The organism is Marinomonas rhizomae, from assembly GCF_024397855.1.
Lineage (GTDB): Bacteria > Pseudomonadota > Gammaproteobacteria > Pseudomonadales > Marinomonadaceae > Marinomonas > Marinomonas rhizomae_A.
The window spans coordinates 2,343,755-2,359,455 of sequence record NZ_CP073343.1 but is presented as its reverse complement, the minus strand read 5'-3'; the positions used below and the strand labels follow the sequence as shown (position 1 = coordinate 2,359,455).

The 15,701-nt window shown below is 41.6% G+C and carries 15 protein-coding genes; 4 read left to right on the top strand and 11 right to left on the bottom strand.

What is annotated here, in order from left to right; all coding sequences use genetic code 11:
• Nucleotides 1-46: 46 nt before the first annotated feature.
• The 11 genes from KDW99_RS11190 to KDW99_RS11140 form a co-directional block, all read right to left on the bottom strand.
• Nucleotides 47-892 (bottom strand): ABC transporter ATP-binding protein, encoded by an 846-nt coding sequence (locus tag KDW99_RS11190; protein ID WP_304941358.1) that lies wholly within the window; start codon nt 890-892, stop codon nt 47-49.
• On the bottom strand, nt 889-1,974 hold the full coding sequence (locus KDW99_RS11185) for a FecCD family ABC transporter permease (protein WP_255824863.1): 1,086 nt from the start codon (nt 1,972-1,974) through the stop codon (nt 889-891). Before KDW99_RS11185 ends, KDW99_RS11190 begins: the two co-directional genes overlap by 4 nt.
• Nucleotides 1,971-2,990, bottom strand: coding sequence for a FecCD family ABC transporter permease (locus tag KDW99_RS11180; protein WP_255824862.1), 1,020 nt, complete (start codon nt 2,988-2,990; stop codon nt 1,971-1,973). Before KDW99_RS11180 ends, KDW99_RS11185 begins: the two co-directional genes overlap by 4 nt.
• Nucleotides 2,991-3,007: 17 nt before the next feature.
• Entirely contained in the window at nt 3,008-3,949 is a 942-nt protein-coding gene (locus KDW99_RS11175; RefSeq protein ID WP_255824861.1) for an ABC transporter substrate-binding protein, read from the bottom strand.
• Nucleotides 3,950-4,231: 282 nt separating this feature from the next.
• On the bottom strand, nt 4,232-5,014 hold the full coding sequence (locus tag KDW99_RS11170; protein ID WP_255824860.1) for an ABC transporter ATP-binding protein: 783 nt from the start codon (nt 5,012-5,014) through the stop codon (nt 4,232-4,234).
• An 11-nt stretch (nt 5,015-5,025) separates the two neighbouring features.
• Nucleotides 5,026-5,865 carry an ABC transporter ATP-binding protein gene (locus KDW99_RS11165; RefSeq protein WP_255824859.1) on the bottom strand — a complete coding sequence of 280 codons (840 nt, stop codon included), beginning with the start codon at nt 5,863-5,865 and terminating at the stop codon, nt 5,026-5,028.
• Nucleotides 5,866-5,877: 12 nt separating this feature from the next.
• Nucleotides 5,878-6,780: a nickel transporter permease gene (gene nikC / locus KDW99_RS11160; RefSeq protein WP_255824858.1), complete on the bottom strand. Its 903-nt coding sequence runs from the start codon at nt 6,778-6,780 to the stop codon at nt 5,878-5,880.
• A complete protein-coding gene (locus KDW99_RS11155; RefSeq protein WP_255824857.1) occupies nt 6,777-7,811 on the bottom strand; it encodes an ABC transporter permease in 1,035 nt (344 codons plus the stop codon). Before KDW99_RS11155 ends, nikC begins: the two co-directional genes overlap by 4 nt.
• Before the next feature lie 101 nt (nt 7,812-7,912).
• Nucleotides 7,913-9,523 carry an ABC transporter substrate-binding protein gene (locus KDW99_RS11150; protein ID WP_255824856.1) on the bottom strand — a complete coding sequence of 537 codons (1,611 nt, stop codon included), beginning with the start codon at nt 9,521-9,523 and terminating at the stop codon, nt 7,913-7,915.
• A gap of 92 nt (nt 9,524-9,615) precedes the next feature.
• On the bottom strand, nt 9,616-10,770 hold the full coding sequence (locus KDW99_RS11145) for a mandelate racemase family protein (RefSeq protein WP_255824855.1): 1,155 nt from the start codon (nt 10,768-10,770) through the stop codon (nt 9,616-9,618).
• Nucleotides 10,771-11,173: 403 nt separating this feature from the next.
• A complete protein-coding gene (locus KDW99_RS11140) occupies nt 11,174-12,043 on the bottom strand; it encodes a lipase family protein (protein ID WP_255824854.1) in 870 nt (289 codons plus the stop codon).
• Nucleotides 12,044-12,673: 630 nt separating this feature from the next.
• Here KDW99_RS11140 and KDW99_RS11135 point away from each other — a divergent pair.
• From KDW99_RS11135 to KDW99_RS11120, 4 genes are all read left to right on the top strand, one after another.
• Nucleotides 12,674-13,099, top strand: coding sequence for a hypothetical protein (locus KDW99_RS11135; RefSeq protein ID WP_255824853.1), 426 nt, complete (start codon nt 12,674-12,676; stop codon nt 13,097-13,099).
• On the top strand, nt 13,096-13,527 hold the full coding sequence (locus tag KDW99_RS11130; protein WP_255824852.1) for a hypothetical protein: 432 nt from the start codon (nt 13,096-13,098) through the stop codon (nt 13,525-13,527). The genes KDW99_RS11135 and KDW99_RS11130 overlap by 4 nt, the downstream gene beginning before the upstream one ends.
• A gap of 185 nt (nt 13,528-13,712) precedes the next feature.
• Nucleotides 13,713-13,907, top strand: coding sequence for a hypothetical protein (locus KDW99_RS11125; protein ID WP_255824851.1), 195 nt, complete (start codon nt 13,713-13,715; stop codon nt 13,905-13,907).
• Between the two features lie 252 nt (nt 13,908-14,159).
• Nucleotides 14,160-15,686, top strand: coding sequence for a hypothetical protein (locus KDW99_RS11120; RefSeq protein ID WP_255824850.1), 1,527 nt, complete (start codon nt 14,160-14,162; stop codon nt 15,684-15,686).
• Nucleotides 15,687-15,701: the final 15 nt, after the last annotated feature.

The window sequence follows — 15,701 nt, the reverse complement described above, 5'->3', positions numbered from 1 at the left end:
GAGGCAAAATAGGTCTATGAAGTACCTGTTTTGCCTTTGTATGTATTTAGTTTCTAACTCGCTTCATATTAATGAGAATAGGACTGCCAGTCATTGGGTCCGGAATTAAGTCGCATTCAACACCATATAATTCACGTACCAGCTCTTTTGTCATTACCTCTTTTGGGCTGCCTTGGGTGATGATTTCACCTTTTTTCATAGCAATAATATGATCTGAATAACGGCAAGCACTGGGCAAATCATGAACCACCATTGCGAGGGTTTTACCTTGTTTGGATAAATGTCGTATCAATTCAAACACTTCAATCTGATGCCCCAAGTCCAGTGCCGATGTAGGCTCATCCAACAAAAGTAATGGCGTTTCTTGGGCAATCGACATGGCTATCCAAGCACGTTGGCGCTGTCCGCCTGAGAGTGTGTCTAACAATCGATCTTTGAGCCCTTCTAAATCTGCGGCGTTTAAGGCGTAATTAATAGCTTGCTGGTCATCCATTGCCCATTGCTTTAACAAGCTTTGGTGAGGGTGGCGACCAAAACGAATAAGTTCTTCGATTGTAATGCCGTCAGGTGCGAGTGTGTCTTGTGGCAAGAGGGCGAGCTGCCTCGCGACTTCTTTAGAAGGGAGTGTGTGAATGTCTTTACCGTCTAGTAGTACTACACCAGAGCTTGGTGAGTGAACACGAGACAAGCCATTCAGCAATGTTGATTTACCGCAGCCATTTGGCCCCACAATAGCGGTCACCTTTCCTTCTGGTAGCGAAACATCTAGGTTTTCAATGATGCTAGTTTTGCCGTGTTTTAAGGTTAGCTTTTCTGCACCTAGGTGTGCCAAGGATGTTTTGTAAGTATTTTCTTTAGGTGTCTGTGTAAATTGTAGAGACGTAGCCGTCATAGTGAAGTCCTTGAAGTGCGTCGAACAAGTATCCAAATTAAGTAAGGGCCGCCAACAACGGCAGTGACTATACCAACAGGTAGTTCTATTGGGGATAATACAGTTCGACCAAAGAGGTCAGCGATTATCATTACTAAGGCGCCAGTCAGTGCAGAGCTTATTAATGGAATACCACGATAGCGTGCCAGAACTCGTGCAATTTCAGGGCCGATTAAGGCGACTAAACCAACAGGTCCTGCAACGGCAACGGCAAGGCCTGTTAGTGTGATACACAAGACTAACGTAATAATCCGAATTGATTTGATATTGGCTCCAAGGGCTGTGATTACTTGGTCAGAGAAGGGCATCAAGGCAAACTGAGAGGCGAAAAGTAAGCAAGCAACTAAGCAAACGCCTAGACCAATGCCTAATACCTTTACCATCATAGGATCGCGAGCGCTTAAACTACCGACCGTCCAAGGGTAAGCGCTGTTTGCTACATCTATACTGACTTGGCTTAAGAGTAATTGTGTTATCGCACCCGCAATGGCACCAATACCGATACCCGCAACGATGAAACGATATCCTCGTGTGCCACTTCCACCTGCTAAACCAAACGCCAAGGCGGTTGCCGTTGCTGCACCCGCTAATGCCATCACGGAAGGTGCGAGAGAAATTCCCATACCAACCACCGAAGACACAGCGAATGCCATAGCGGCGTTATCTATACCGATAATGCCTGGTGTCGCAAGCCGATTTCTTGCCATGGTTTGCATTAAACAGCCAGCCAAACTGAAAGCGGCGCCAGTGAATAGAGCGGCTAATAAACGGGGTAAACGTAAATCTTGCACTATGAATTGGCTCATTGAGCTGCCATGACCAAATAAAACGGCAATGACTTCTTTTGGTGAAATAGGCATGGTGCCAATACCAAGGGTTGCGATACAAGCGATAGCCAACAAGGTTAACAGCCAAGCGTTGCGTATTATTGCGGGCTTCTCTATCAATAAAATTGCATTTCGGCCTAAAGGCAATAGACAGTGACCGCTTGGTGCAGATGTAACTTCTTCATCATTAGGAAGCGAGAGGCTTTGATTTATCATAATGTCGGCATTCTTCGTGAGCGCACAATCAATAAAAGTACTGGGGCGCCGATAATGGCGGTTAGTACGCCTAGCGGCATTTCGGCTGGTTGTGCAACAAGGCGTGATACAACGTCTGCGGCAATAACAATAATCGGCCCGAGTGGTAAACATAACCACAAAGTACGACGAATATCGGGGCCCACTAAAGCACGAGCAGCGAAGGGAACCACTAGGCCGATAAAAGCAACGGGACCAGCAATCGCGGTGGCGCCACCAACGAGTAAAGCAACGGCTACAATGACAACAGCGCGGATGCGTTGCGGTTTGTGTCCCAAGCCAATAGCAACTCGTTCACCTAGTGCTAATGACGCAAGCGGCTTTGCTGCGTATAAGATACAAAGCCCAGCAATCAACATGGAAGGTAATAGTGAGAACAGAGTGTTGGTATCTCTGCCTGCAACGCTACCGGTTACCCAAAAGCGAATTTCATCGGCGGCTCTTTGGTCAAACAGTAATAATAGAGAGGTCACTGCAAGTAACAGGCTTGAAAGTGCTGCACCGGCCAGTACTAGTCGAATGGGGTCGTTGTGTTGTCCTTGCATGCGAGCGACGCTAAGCACACAAATGCAGCCTATCAAGGCGCCAAGTTGAGCAATACCAACGGTTAATGTCGCCGTACTTGCACCTAGTACCAAGGTAATGGCAACGGCAAAAGAGCTTCCTGCACTGACGCCAAGCAAACCAGGCTCTGCCAATGGGTTACGAGCAACAGCTTGCATAAGCGCGCCAGCAATTCCCAATGTTAGACCGACAAATAAACCAACAAGTGTTCTGTTTGCGCGTAAATGAAATACGGTGAATTGGTCGTCTGCAGAACCATTGCCTAATAAGGTTTGAAAGGAAGCTTGAAGGCTTAAGCCGCCAGCACCAAACAATAAGCTACAGAAACAGCAAAGTGCCAGCACTAAGAGTGCTGGCACAAACAAGCTAAATAGTGGACGCTGTGCAGGAGGTATGTGAAACCAACTAATCATTTAGAGTAGATATCTTATTATTTAATTTTTTGGTCAAACACTGTTTGAATGTCATCAAGAATGGCATGTGCGGCAAGTGGGCCAGCAGCGCTTGTCCAAAGTTGTCCATTTACTGCGATAACCTTGTCTTCTTTTACTACATTAAGGCGAGAGAAAGACGGCGATGTTTTAGCAGCTTCCAAAGCATCTTTACCTTCACTATTGAGTGTTGCCAAGAATAACCAAGCACTATCAACTTTAGTTAAGTTTTCTAAACTAAGAGGGCTACTATGTGGGCGGCCTTCTTTGATAACACCAGCATCATTAATGATGAATCCGGTCGCAGCAAGCACATCGGTAGAGAAGATCTGCGAAGACATCACAATAGGGCCTTGGGGCATCCAGCGAGCTAAAGTTGCTGAACGTTCGTTTTTAGAAAGTCTATTGGTAATGACTTCTTTTAATGCATTTTCACGATCTTTTATGTCGCTTAGGATTTCATCCATTTGATCGCTTTTGTTTAACGCTTGAGCATAGACTTTAGCAACACTGATCCAGCTGTCAGAAACCATTCCAGGTGAAATAGGAACAACGGTCGGAGCAATTTTTGATAAGATGTTGTATTGATCCTGAGGCAAATACGCCGATGCTAAAATCAAATCTGGACGTTGAGCTGCGATAGCTTCTAAGTTGTTTTGACGAGAGGTGCCAACCATATTAACGCCACTAGTGCGTTCTTGAATGTATTCAGCGACAGAATCACCGCCACGGGTTGCAATTGCGCCTAGAGGTTTCACACCCAGGGCAATGGCACTGTCTAGGGCATCTTCAGATAGCGTTACTATGCGTTTGACATCATCGTTCACCTTCACTTCGCCATATTTTGTAGTGACACTGTGTTCGCTGGCAAAGGCACTAACAGAAGCAGAAAGGCAAGCACAGAGTAAGACTTTCTTAATAGAGGGACGATTAAGTAACATAATGGATTCCTTTGAATTGAATATCTACATCAGCTTTTTCTGTGGCGCATTCTTGAAAGTAAGTGATCAAGACTACTAGAAGCGGTTGGTAGGCTAATAAACGATGCTAATGATAACGCTTCTTATTAATATTTTTAACTATTTATTTTCAATTAAGCGTAACGAGATGTGCAACGTAACGTTTTACAACATAGTTAATTGTGAGGAGGAGGTAGTTTAAGGGGAAGAACTAAAGGAAAAGCGCTCAATTCACTGAGCGCTTACATATATCAATTATACGTTCTATGGAGAACTAAGTGTCGCAGAGTTGAGTGTGGCTTCGGTATGAAAGCAACAATCAAGTAGCATTCTAGTATAGGGTTCCGACGCATTATGACTAGCAAGATCCTCTGATGATATGGTTTCTACAATATGGCCATTCTGCATAACGGCAACACGATCACAGAGGTAAGACACCACACCTAGATCATGAGTAACCATGAGGTAAGTGAGCCCTTCTTTTTCTTTTAAGTCTTTTAATAAATTTAAGATTTCTGCCTGTACAGAAACGTCCAGCGCTGATGTTGGTTCATCCAATAAAAGGATCTTTGGTTCAAGTATCAGGGCTCTGGCAATAGCAACACGTTGACGTTGGCCTCCAGACAATTGGTGGGGCGAGCGATAACGGTAGCTATCATCCAAACCTACTTTTTTGAGTATGGAGCTAATGCGTTCGTCTCTGTTATCCATTCTATGGATTTTCAAAGGTTCTGCTAATGCTGTCTCAATACTGTGCCTTGGGTGCAATGATCCGTATGGGTCTTGAAAGACCATCTGCATTTCGATACAGCGTTTCTTGTCGAGCTTATGCTGTAGATGTTTTCCATTAACAGACAGTTGGCCTGACCAATGATGGTATTGTCCTGCAAGGCAGCGTAAGACAGTTGTTTTTCCTGAGCCAGACTCTCCGACTAGGCCAAAAGACTCTCCTGTTTGAATCTGAAGAGTAACGTCGTGCAGGATTTTGCTTTCGCTGGCGCCTGTTCCAAAAGATAAGTTGAGTTTGTCTATGTCAATTATGTTCATAACGCTCCCTCTTAATTGTATAGCCAGCTAGGATCCCTTTGCAGGGTCGGAAGGCGGTTTCGAATGTCGCCTATTCTAGGTGGTGCTTTGAGCAAGCCTTGTGTGTATGGGTGTTGGGCATTTTCTAGTTCACTGGCTTTGATGGATTCCACAACACGTCCCGCGTACATAACCAGTACTCGATCACAATAATTACGCACTAGGTCTAGGTCGTGGCTGATAAATATCAGGCCAATATTTCTTTCTCCAATAAGCTCATCAAGTAGGTTGAGCACTTGGCGCTGTACCGAAACATCAAGCGCCGACGTGGGTTCGTCAGCAATGATGATTTCTGGTTCAGGAATCAGCATCATGGCGATCATAACTCTTTGACCCATGCCACCAGACACTTCGTGAGGGTAAAGGGTGTAGACTCGTTTTGGGTCACGAATTTGTACTTTTTCTAGCATAGCTAAGGCTTTTTCTTTGGCGGCCTTTTTACTTACCTTGTAATGTGCAAGGTAAGCTTCAGCGATTTGATCGCCGACTCGCATCACAGGATTTAGCGAAAATTTAGGGTCTTGCATTATCATCGAAATTCTACGACCGCGAATATCTTGCATGGTTTTTTCGTTGGCTTTTAATAAGTCGATATCGCCAAATTGCAGTTTTTCGGCTTCTACTGTGGCATTTTTAGGATGTAGTTTTACTAAACTACGCCCAACTGTGGATTTGCCTGATCCCGATTCTCCTACAATGGCTAGCTTTTCTTGTCCTAGTGAAAAAGAAACGTCGCGCACGGCATTTACTTGGCTCCCTTCATGAGAAAAGCTAATTTGGAGATTTTTGACTTCTAATTTTGTATTCTGCATAAAATCACACCTTTAGTTTCTAGGGTCGAGTAGGTCGCGCAGACCATCGCCAAGTAAGTTGAATGCTAAACTGACGAGCATAATTGCGGCGCCAGGGGCGGCAACAAGCCACCAATTTTCCAACATATAACTACGGCCAGTGGAGATCATTGCACCCCATTCAGGCAATGGCGCTTGAGCTCCTAGCCCTAAGAAACCTAAGCCTGCTGCAGTCAAAATAATTCCTGCCATGTTCATAGTCAGGCGTACGATTACAGAAGATAAGCACATCGGAACAATATGACGAAAAATGATGCGGCTAGAAGAGGCTCCCTGTAATTGAACCGCCACAATATAATCCGCTTTACGTAATTGCAGTGTTTCAGCACGTGCCAAACGGGCTATAGGAGGCCAACTTGTTAATGCTATGGCAATTACTGCATGTTCAAGGCCAGGCCCTAAAGCAGCAACAAAAGCTAAGGCAAGTACAAGTCCTGGGAAAGAAATGAAAATATCGGTAATCCGCATGAATACGGTATCGATCACGCCGCCGAAATAACCTGAAATAGTCCCAATCGCTAAGCCAATCGGCCCAACAATTATCGTGACTAAAGCAATGATATACAGGGTTATGCGAGAGCCGTAGACAAGGCGACTAAAGATATCACGGCCGAATTCATCGGTGCCAAACCAATGTTCGGAGCTAGGCGCTTGTAAGCTATTGCTAAGCTGTTGAGCAAGCGGGTTATGAGTTGCAATCCAAGGAGCGAACAGTGCAATGATGAGCAGCAACATTACGACAACAAGTCCTACTGCAGTCAAAGGGTTACGTATGATTCGTTTACAACCATGCGCAAACGTTTGTAATAACATCATTATGCTGTCGTAGGTTGATTTTGAGGTGGCAGATGACTTCATAGTTGAATTTGTAATCATTTTCGTGTCCTCGGATCAAATACTTGATAAAGCAAATCTGTCAGCAAGTTCAGTGAGATAAAAATCAGACCAATCAATAAGATGGATGCAACAACTGCATTCATATCACCGAGTAGCAAGCTACTGGTAAGATATTGCCCAAATCCGGGCCAAGCAAAGACAGTTTCAATCAATACTGCACCTTCTAAAAGCGCACCATAGGAGAGGGTGATAATAGTGAGTAATTGCACAAGAATATTGCGAAATGCATGGCGCCAGATGACAACATGCTTAGGTAAACCTTTTACTTGAGCCGTCAAAATGTACTCTTGTGAAAGCTGCTCTAACATGAAGCTTCTTGTCATACGAGTGATAAAAGAAACGGCGTTTAAACCCAATATAAAGGCTGGCAAAATAATGTGTTTGATGGCGCTTTGAAACACATCCCAGTCTTTTGCCAGAGCCGAATCTATCAGTAGCATGCCAGTGACTGGATCGACGAAACCATCGTAAGCCAAATCTACGCGCCCAGATCCGCCGACGACATTAAGCCAAGCATAGAAAATAATCAGACCTATCATGCCCACCCAGAATACGGGTGTTGAATAACCAAAGAGGCTGATAACTCGAATAATATGATCAACAGCACGACCTTTGTTTACTGCAGCGTATACTCCTAATGGAATACCGATAAAAATACCAAAAATAATCGCTATGGTGGCGAGTTCCAGTGTTGCTGGAAAAACACGTGCAATATCTTCTATCACTGGACGACCAGTCAGTAGGGCATTGCCAAAATCCCCATGAGCAATGTCATTCAAATAATACAAATATTGCATGTAGAGAGGCTTATCTAGCCCCATTTCTTGGTAAACTTGTTCATACGTTGAATTATCTGCATCGGGTCCTACGACAGATAGAACAGGATCGATGGGCATTACCCGACCGATGAAAAACGTCAATGCAAGCAAACCTAATAGGGTAATGGCGACGGAGCTTAGGCCACCAAGAAAATGCTTAAAACGCACATTCGATAACTGGAAAGTAAGCAAAGTAAATCTCCAAAATAAAGGGGAGAAAGCCACTAGAAACGAGGCAACTAGTGGCTGTACTGGCCAATATAGACCAGTACTTTCGTTGAAAAAGAATTCCCTTAACGCTCTTTAGTGACTTCTCTTAGTCGCGTAGTTGCAGCTTGGTGACCCTCGTAGTGTTTCACATCGCTTCTAAGTAAAACGGTATCTACCATTTGTGAAATAGGGAAGATGGCACCAATTTGAGTGTCATAAAGGTTTTGGACGTCTTGGTACATTTCAATTTGCTTTTGAGTGTCTTTTTCTAATAAAGCCTTTTCAATAATGGTGTTAATTTCTGGGCTATAAAACCCAGTACGCCAGCCTTGGAAGTTAGTCAGTTTAGCTTCATCACTGTTATCAGGGTTGTAAACCAGTGAACGCAGGCTGGAATGAGGATGTGGTTCTATACCTCCGCCCCCGCGACCAACGAGCATCTCGAATTTACGTTCACGCATCGCGCCATATACCTGATTACCTGTGCCGGTAATGATCTCTGCATCAATACCTGCTTGAGCAAGGGTAGATTGCACGCTGGTGGCGATGTTAATAAAAGGTAGTTGAGAAAGCACTCGAATGCTGGTTTTGAATCCATCTGGATAGCCAGCTTCTGCTAGTAGCGCTTTGGCTTTTTTTACATTTAATCCGTAACCAAGTTCAGGAAGGGTAGCATCCAGTCCTAATTTGAGAGGACGTTGATGCAAAACACCGTAGTTCGGCATAATTGAATCGTTAATGCCTTTATAGTCGATCAAATAGCGTAGGGCTTCTCGTACTTTTTTGTTCGAAAATTTAGGGTCTTTCATGCTCACGGCAACATAGTAAAGAGTGCCTCGAATATTCGCTTCAGCACGGACATTATCATCTTTTTTTAAGGCTTCGATGTCAGGAATTGACATGCCCATGGCGATATCTATATCGCCACGCTCAAGCATCAAACGCAATGATTGAGACTCTGTCATATGGCGCATTACTATACGGCTCATCTCGGACGGTTCGCGCCAATAGTCATCGTATCTATTCATGAGTACGCGGTCTTTTGCTCGCCAATCCCTTAGCTTAAAAGGACCTGATCCTGCTGCATTTGTTGTTAACCATGCATGACCTAAATCATCTTTTACTTCGTGTTTTAGGACTTCCTTGCTATCAATGATAAAAGCACTTGGAGAACTACCCAGAGTATAGAGAACTAATTTAGGGTCTGTTTTTTCTGGTAAGGTTATTTCAACCGTGTAATCGTCTTTTGCTTGGATAGCTTGCTCGACATTATCAGCAGTAAAACCATATGTTTTCCAAGTAGAAGCTAGAGCTAAATTGAGCTTCAAAACGCGCTGAAATGACCAAGCGACGTCTTGTGCTGTTAGTTTGTTGCCAGAGTGGAAGGTGACATCATCTCTTAACTGAAATGTGATGCGGCTACCGTCTTCACTTATAGTCCAAGTTTTCGCGATAGCAGGTGAAATTTTTGATGGCTCCTTTGGTGCCAACTCAATTAGCATGTCATATAAATTAGAGTTCACGCCAACTACATCTAGGCCGCTGGCTGAAGCCGGATCGAGGGATAATAGGTTATCCATACTCATACCGATAACCAGTTGATTGTCTGGTGTTATAGCATTCGCACTGGGAGCGATAGTGGCACTAACCGCTATTGAAAGTGCACAATATTTAAGCAGATTTGAAACGTTCATTTTTTGCTTCCTCTTTATTTTTGTAATGGATAAGCATTGCCGCTGACTGGTGCTCATAGTGCCAGCGACGTTTCATTTTTTATGTGATTTAATTAATAGGTTTCCACTGTGTTATTGGCAATGTATTCGAAGTTAATGTCTTCACCTAAACCAGGTTTTTGAGGTAAATGAACATAACCATCTTCATCCATAGGATCGACGATGCTATTGAGATAGGCTGGCACATCATCGTATTCTAGAAATGGGTGAAGTAATCCACGTTCATACCAAGCACAGTTTTTAATCGCACCAACAACCGCAAGATTAGCCGCACCGTTACCATGGATTTCGCAGTTCATTCCGAAAGAATCGGCAAGGTGAGAGACCTTCATGCACGGCCCAATACCACCGACACCTGCAACGCCTGCGCGTAAAATATCGCAGGCTTCATTTTTAACCCAACTTGCGCGGCTAAAATGCTTGCCTGAAAGTGACTCTGGTCCCAATACCGGAATATCTAAATTTTTTGTCAGCCATGCATAAGACTCTGTAGATTCTTCCGGCATTGGTTCTTCGATCCATTCAAAATTAAGACGTTCTAGCTCTTTGCCGATTTTGAACGTATCTGTGCGGCTGTACCAATGGTAGCCATCTAACATCAACGCAATATCTGGCCCAACAGCTTCACGCACAGCGGCGCAGGCGCGAATGTCCATTTTTGGACTAGGGGCGAAAGAAACAGGAGGCATCCAAGTATGTAGCTTGATGGCTTTGTAGCCACGTTTTACAAGTGTTTCTGCAAAGTTGGCGTAGTCTTCAGGGGTTGCTAAGCCGCCTTTAAGCTCGTCACCGCACATTGTGCTGCCGTAAGCTAAAACTTTGTCGCGGTAGCCACCAAGAAGTTGGTACACAGGAGTGTTAAATTTACGGCCAATAAGATCCCACAGGGCTTGTTCAACTAATGCAAGAGCCCGGTCGGTTAATTGACCAGCGCTACCACGTTGCCAATGAGCAAGCTCTTGCCATAGGCGTTCTCTGTGCATGGCGTTTTGTCCGATAAGTACTTTTCGAGCGAAGGCGTCTAGGATGTGTTTACGTATTACTTCCGGTGGTCCAAAGGCATAACCTTCGTCGCCAGACTCGGTTGTGATACGCAACATTGCCATTTTGGTATGCTTTTCATCACCAGGATGGGCATGGCCTGCGGTATCTACAGATCGACGGCAAGGAAAAGTAAAAACGTCCACTGAAATGGATTTAATGATCATAAAGTAAGCATCCTGTTTAATATTTTTATCTTTTAAGAGACTTTTAATATGTATGTGAAGACAAATAAAATTAAATAAAACACCTGACATTTAAAATTAAAACGCTATTTCATTTATCTTCCCTTTAAGTTGTATGATGTATAACTAATTGAGTCAAGAGTTGTTTAGAAAAAGTTTGTTCGAAATGATTGAGTTAAAATAAAAAGCATTTAAAAACAATAGTTTAAGGGTTTTTGATAAGTATAAGGATTTTTATTTCTAACTGTAGAGTGATCTTTAGTGGCAATGTTTTGTTAAAAATCAGGGGGTGTAAGGTCGTGTTGTAGAAGGATTAAGCAAAGCGGAAGGTCAAAAAATGATTCGTGGAATTTTGTTATAAGGGGAGTTGGGAAGTGATTAGTGGCTAATCGAGTGAGAAGCCAAAAAGGCTAATATCGGTTTTATAAGGTATTTTCTCTGCCGATGTCTGGAGCTGATCAATCAGCTTTATATAAGTCGTCATTTGATGTGCAATTAAGTTCTTTTCGCTTGGGATTGATGTTGTGAACTTGGTCGCTCTTAGCATAGCTTTTACGCCATTAGTTTGGGCAAATTCGCCTTTGTTCATGAGAATTATTTCTTCTCCCATGTGCCAAAAAATATCTAAGTCTCTAATCTGCATCGGGCTGATAGGTGGAACTAAAGGAACAATATCATTAAGCGTGACGACTCTAGTCAATGGTAAATCATCAAACTTGTTTGCGCCTGTGACATTCGTCACTTTAGGCTGGCCAAAAGTGATTACCTGCTCCACAGAGTAGCCATCTTTTTGCAAGTACATGGCAAGGATTACGGCAATAGCACCACCCAGGCTGTGACCTGTTAGGTGGATGGGTCTGTCTTTCGCTAAAAATGGTTTGATATCCTCATAAACGGCTTTTGCTCCAGAGCCAAAACCTTGGTGTAGTTTCACATCAAGAATGGCGTCTGGTCTTAATTCCAGATCTAAGTCCAGCATGGCATTTTCTAAATTTGCAGTGCCGCGAATGGCAATGGTTTGGACGCCATTTGCACGACTTAAAAAATAACTTACTTGAGACAAAGGAATTAAAGATTGATGCACCAGTTTTTGACCCTGTTCTTGAAGGCGTTGTTTGAGTGTGCCTTCTTCTAGATAAGTGTCATCTGATAGCTTTGCTTGTGTTTTTATAGTGGCAAAGTTAGGGGAAGCAAACGCCAATTGAAATGGGATGGTTATTAATAGAGATAGTAAAATAATTTTGTTTTTTAACATGAGGAGGGAGTATATAAAGACAATAAGATTAACATGGACAGTACTAAAAAAAGGCTTTTACGAACAGCTATTTATCGTAAATTTTTGGTAAGTCCTAAATGTCTTGTTAGGTTGCTGGCGAGGGAAAGTTATCACTGCAACCATTGTGTTTTCCCCCCAGCCAGAAAAAAATATCAATGCAATAAAGAAGTCTTTAATCATCTACAGCAGTACACGCATGCGAGTTTTTTTGTTAGTATGGATATGAAAAATTGATACTAATTAGCTTTAGTGTAAGTTTCATTCTTTGGCTAATAAAGAAATATAGATAGTGTTTATTGATATTTAGCCGTTTTATAGAGGTGAACCAACTTACAAGCTGAATTTAGTTTATTTATAAAACAGAATATGTACCATACCTTTACTTGATTACTATGAATTCTAAATCAGAAAATCTCGAAAGTGCGTTGCAATTTTTTTGATCACAAGCCTTGGATATCTCTATGCTCGTTCAAAATCATTTTTTGCATGTGACTAGGTGCATTTTTGCCTGCTTCTTTATAGTTAGTAAAATCGGTGAAGATTTAGTCTATAAATAAATGGTAATTATGATCATGAAAATAAATTTACAAAAGGTTTATAAGGAAAACTATGTTTAATAAAATAATATTGTTATTACTCACTGCACCTATTTTACATGGATGTACAGACTCTCAATCTATAACCGGCGTTGTTGTAGAATCTGTTGATTTTCAATCAGATGGTTCGATGTTGATTTACGATGTTAGTATAGAAAATAGTAAGCATACGTGCACTATCTTATTGTCAACCTTTGGTAAGGATTTATGGGCATTAGAAGATGAAAAAAGTTTATTGAAAGGCGTTGCGTGTATTCATAAAACTGGAATTATATTGTCTGGTCCGCCTGAGGTAGACAGCTTTACTTGGAAACCGGTGAAGGGCGGCTTTGAATTTACGATGGACGCCACTGCTACTGAACAAAATAATTATGATGAGAAACTCAATATATACACCGCATCTCCACTATTCGTTCCGCTAACAAAGGATTCAAAATGAAACTGATTGCACTTTTTGGTTTTATGTTAGTAAGCTCGTCAGCTTTTGCTGATGAGTCGAATGTAAACTTGCCGGCCACAGATAACCAAGATCCATTATTTATAAAAAAATGCCAAGAGTTTAGACAAGCAAAAGCTGATAAAGACATTGATAAAATGATGTCTTTTGTGCAAAAACAATTTAAAGATACTGAAGACAAAAAAAAACGTGCTATCGCATATTTGAGTAAAGAAGCAGAAAAGTTTCAGAAGTATGCACAAAATCCTGATTTTGAAATTACCTCTATAAAAATGTCAACAGAAACAAAACCTCTTTTTGCTCAAGTTAGAATTAAGGCTAAATATGGTGAGAAGAAATTTTTGTCGGATGGTTGTGGCTTTGAATATACCAAAGAAGATGGCTGGATAATCATAGTAACATCTAGTTAACTGGTTGTTTGAATAACTTAAGTATTTATAGATCATGAGGGTATGCAATTAAGTATGCTCTTTTTTATTTAAAGAAATAGCTGTTAATGGCTAAAATTTCACAGGAAATAACCTTCTTATTGATTTTTTTGGCGGAAAGGTGGCTATATTCATCAACACACTAAGTTTAAAACAGAGGGTGTATTATGATTAAAGGACTTTTAAGTATTGTTATAATTGCCGTATTGGGCATCACATTGCTAAGCATAGGTTTATATCGATTTGCAATTCAGCCTGAATTTTCGCAAACAATTACCTTTGGCTTGATGTTTGTTGGCGGACTGATGGCTATGTATGTGATGTTGGCAGTCTTTTACAAAGGACTTACTAGTAGACCATGACGTAAAGTCGGTACAAGAGTTTTAAAAAGAAAACTTTTACGTTGGAAGGCCGAACCTAGATGCGATGCTAGCGATATAAAGCACTCGTGTGGCAGGTTTTAATGTATTTTAAGGGCATTGGGTAAATCAGGTTTACAAGTGTCACGAGCGGAAATTCAATATTTATTAGAAATTATGGTACGGTAAAATTAGATTTAGAACATAAGCTTAAACAATCAATACATTAACGGATTAATCAACAAGGATGGACTCTTGAAAACACCATTATTTTACATCTGGCTTTTAACTGTTAGCAGCGCTTTTTGTTCACTAATGTATACAACACCATCACACGCAAAAACCATTCAGCCATCTTCTCATGTAGGCACATGGCAAAACAAAGACGAAGACAGTGATGGCGTGCCTGATGTTGATGATGATTTCCCATTCGATACTACTCGCTCTAAATTTGTTGAGGTACAAAATAGTGAACCTAATGATAACCCCAGCGTTGCTACACCTTTAGATACTGGGATCCCTTTTAGGGTGAGAGGTGCTATTTCAAACGAAAGAGACAATGGTGACCTTTATAGTTTTCAAGGCAAAAAAGGAGACTTTGTTTCAGCATTGGTTACCTATGAGTCAGAAAGCTTTGCTCCCAAGGCTTACTTTTCTGATGAGAGTGGTTTAGCTATTAACTCTTCTTTAATTCATTATAGTAAAGAAAATAAAACCTTATTCGTAACTGTTATTATTCCTAAAGATGGTTTATTTCATTTGGGAGTCATTGACGCTAATTCTGGCGGAGATCCAAGCTTTAGATATCAAGTAGATGTTTTTTATGATGCAGATATCGATGGTATTCCCGACAACAAAGAAAGGGCGCTTGGGATTCTACCTGAAAGTCAAGATACCGATGAGGATGGAATCCCCGATTTTTATGAGTACTATGTGGATGCATCTATTGGGTTAGACTCTGATGGTGACGGCATACCTAATATGCTTGACGATGATAGTGATGGTGATTCAATTGCTGATAAGTTAGAGGGTTTTACCGATCCTGATAAAGATGGTTTTTACAACTTTATTGACCTAGATAGCGATGGTGATTCAATTCCCGATAGTCAAGAAAAGGCAAATGATAAAGGATCACCACTTGATTCGGACTATGATGGTCTAGCTGATTTTATAGACTTAGATAATGATGGTGACTTCATATTAGACATTCATGACTCAGCTGCGTATGAAAAAGCAGAAAGTATCTCAATGAATTCAATACCATTCGTTCAAATTAATAGCTTGAGTTCATTAATTAATGGGGTAACGACTAAAGAGGTATTTAGAGGTAATGATACCGTCGTTGTAAACGGTATGAACATGGAGAGTGTAGACGCGCCACTTTTGGTCATTTATTCGCAAAGCAACATTTATAATTTTACACCCACATATAGTGAGGGGAAATATAGATTTAAGCTTAATATCGCAAAAGGGAAATATAGAGCGTTTTTATATGTTGGCGGCTTAAAAACAAATGATATTTACATCACACCCTATAGTAATGATGGACCACTTATTTTAGGCTCTTTTACTGTTATGCTTAAACGTGGTACTGCTTATACAATCAATGTGGCTGGGGTAACGCAAGATACCAACGTTCTACTAGATGATATAGCGATTGCACCCTCTTATATATCTGCAAATTCGATTACTTTCAATGTCCCTGATAGTATTACAAAAGGTAAAATTCACCTCTCTACTGATGCGGGTGTAAGTAACACGATATTATATGACTCACAGTAGTGGCCACATCAATCT

Coding starts and splice junctions, on each gene's coding strand:
- KDW99_RS11190 (WP_304941358.1), bottom strand. CDS start 892: ATGACGGCTACGTCTCTACAATTTACACAGACACCTAAAGAAAATACT.
- KDW99_RS11185 (WP_255824863.1), bottom strand. CDS start 1,974: ATGATAAATCAAAGCCTCTCGCTTCCTAATGATGAAGAAGTTACATCT.
- KDW99_RS11180 (WP_255824862.1), bottom strand. CDS start 2,990: ATGATTAGTTGGTTTCACATACCTCCTGCACAGCGTCCACTATTTAGC.
- KDW99_RS11175 (WP_255824861.1), bottom strand. CDS start 3,949: ATGTTACTTAATCGTCCCTCTATTAAGAAAGTCTTACTCTGTGCTTGC.
- KDW99_RS11170 (WP_255824860.1), bottom strand. CDS start 5,014: ATGAACATAATTGACATAGACAAACTCAACTTATCTTTTGGAACAGGC.
- KDW99_RS11165 (WP_255824859.1), bottom strand. CDS start 5,865: ATGCAGAATACAAAATTAGAAGTCAAAAATCTCCAAATTAGCTTTTCT.
- nikC (WP_255824858.1), bottom strand. CDS start 6,780: ATGATTACAAATTCAACTATGAAGTCATCTGCCACCTCAAAATCAACC.
- KDW99_RS11150 (WP_255824856.1), bottom strand. CDS start 9,523: ATGAACGTTTCAAATCTGCTTAAATATTGTGCACTTTCAATAGCGGTT.
- KDW99_RS11145 (WP_255824855.1), bottom strand. CDS start 10,770: ATGATCATTAAATCCATTTCAGTGGACGTTTTTACTTTTCCTTGCCGT.
- KDW99_RS11140 (WP_255824854.1), bottom strand. CDS start 12,043: ATGTTAAAAAACAAAATTATTTTACTATCTCTATTAATAACCATCCCA.
- KDW99_RS11135 (WP_255824853.1), top strand. CDS start 12,674: ATGTTTAATAAAATAATATTGTTATTACTCACTGCACCTATTTTACAT.
- KDW99_RS11130 (WP_255824852.1), top strand. CDS start 13,096: ATGAAACTGATTGCACTTTTTGGTTTTATGTTAGTAAGCTCGTCAGCT.
- KDW99_RS11125 (WP_255824851.1), top strand. CDS start 13,713: ATGATTAAAGGACTTTTAAGTATTGTTATAATTGCCGTATTGGGCATC.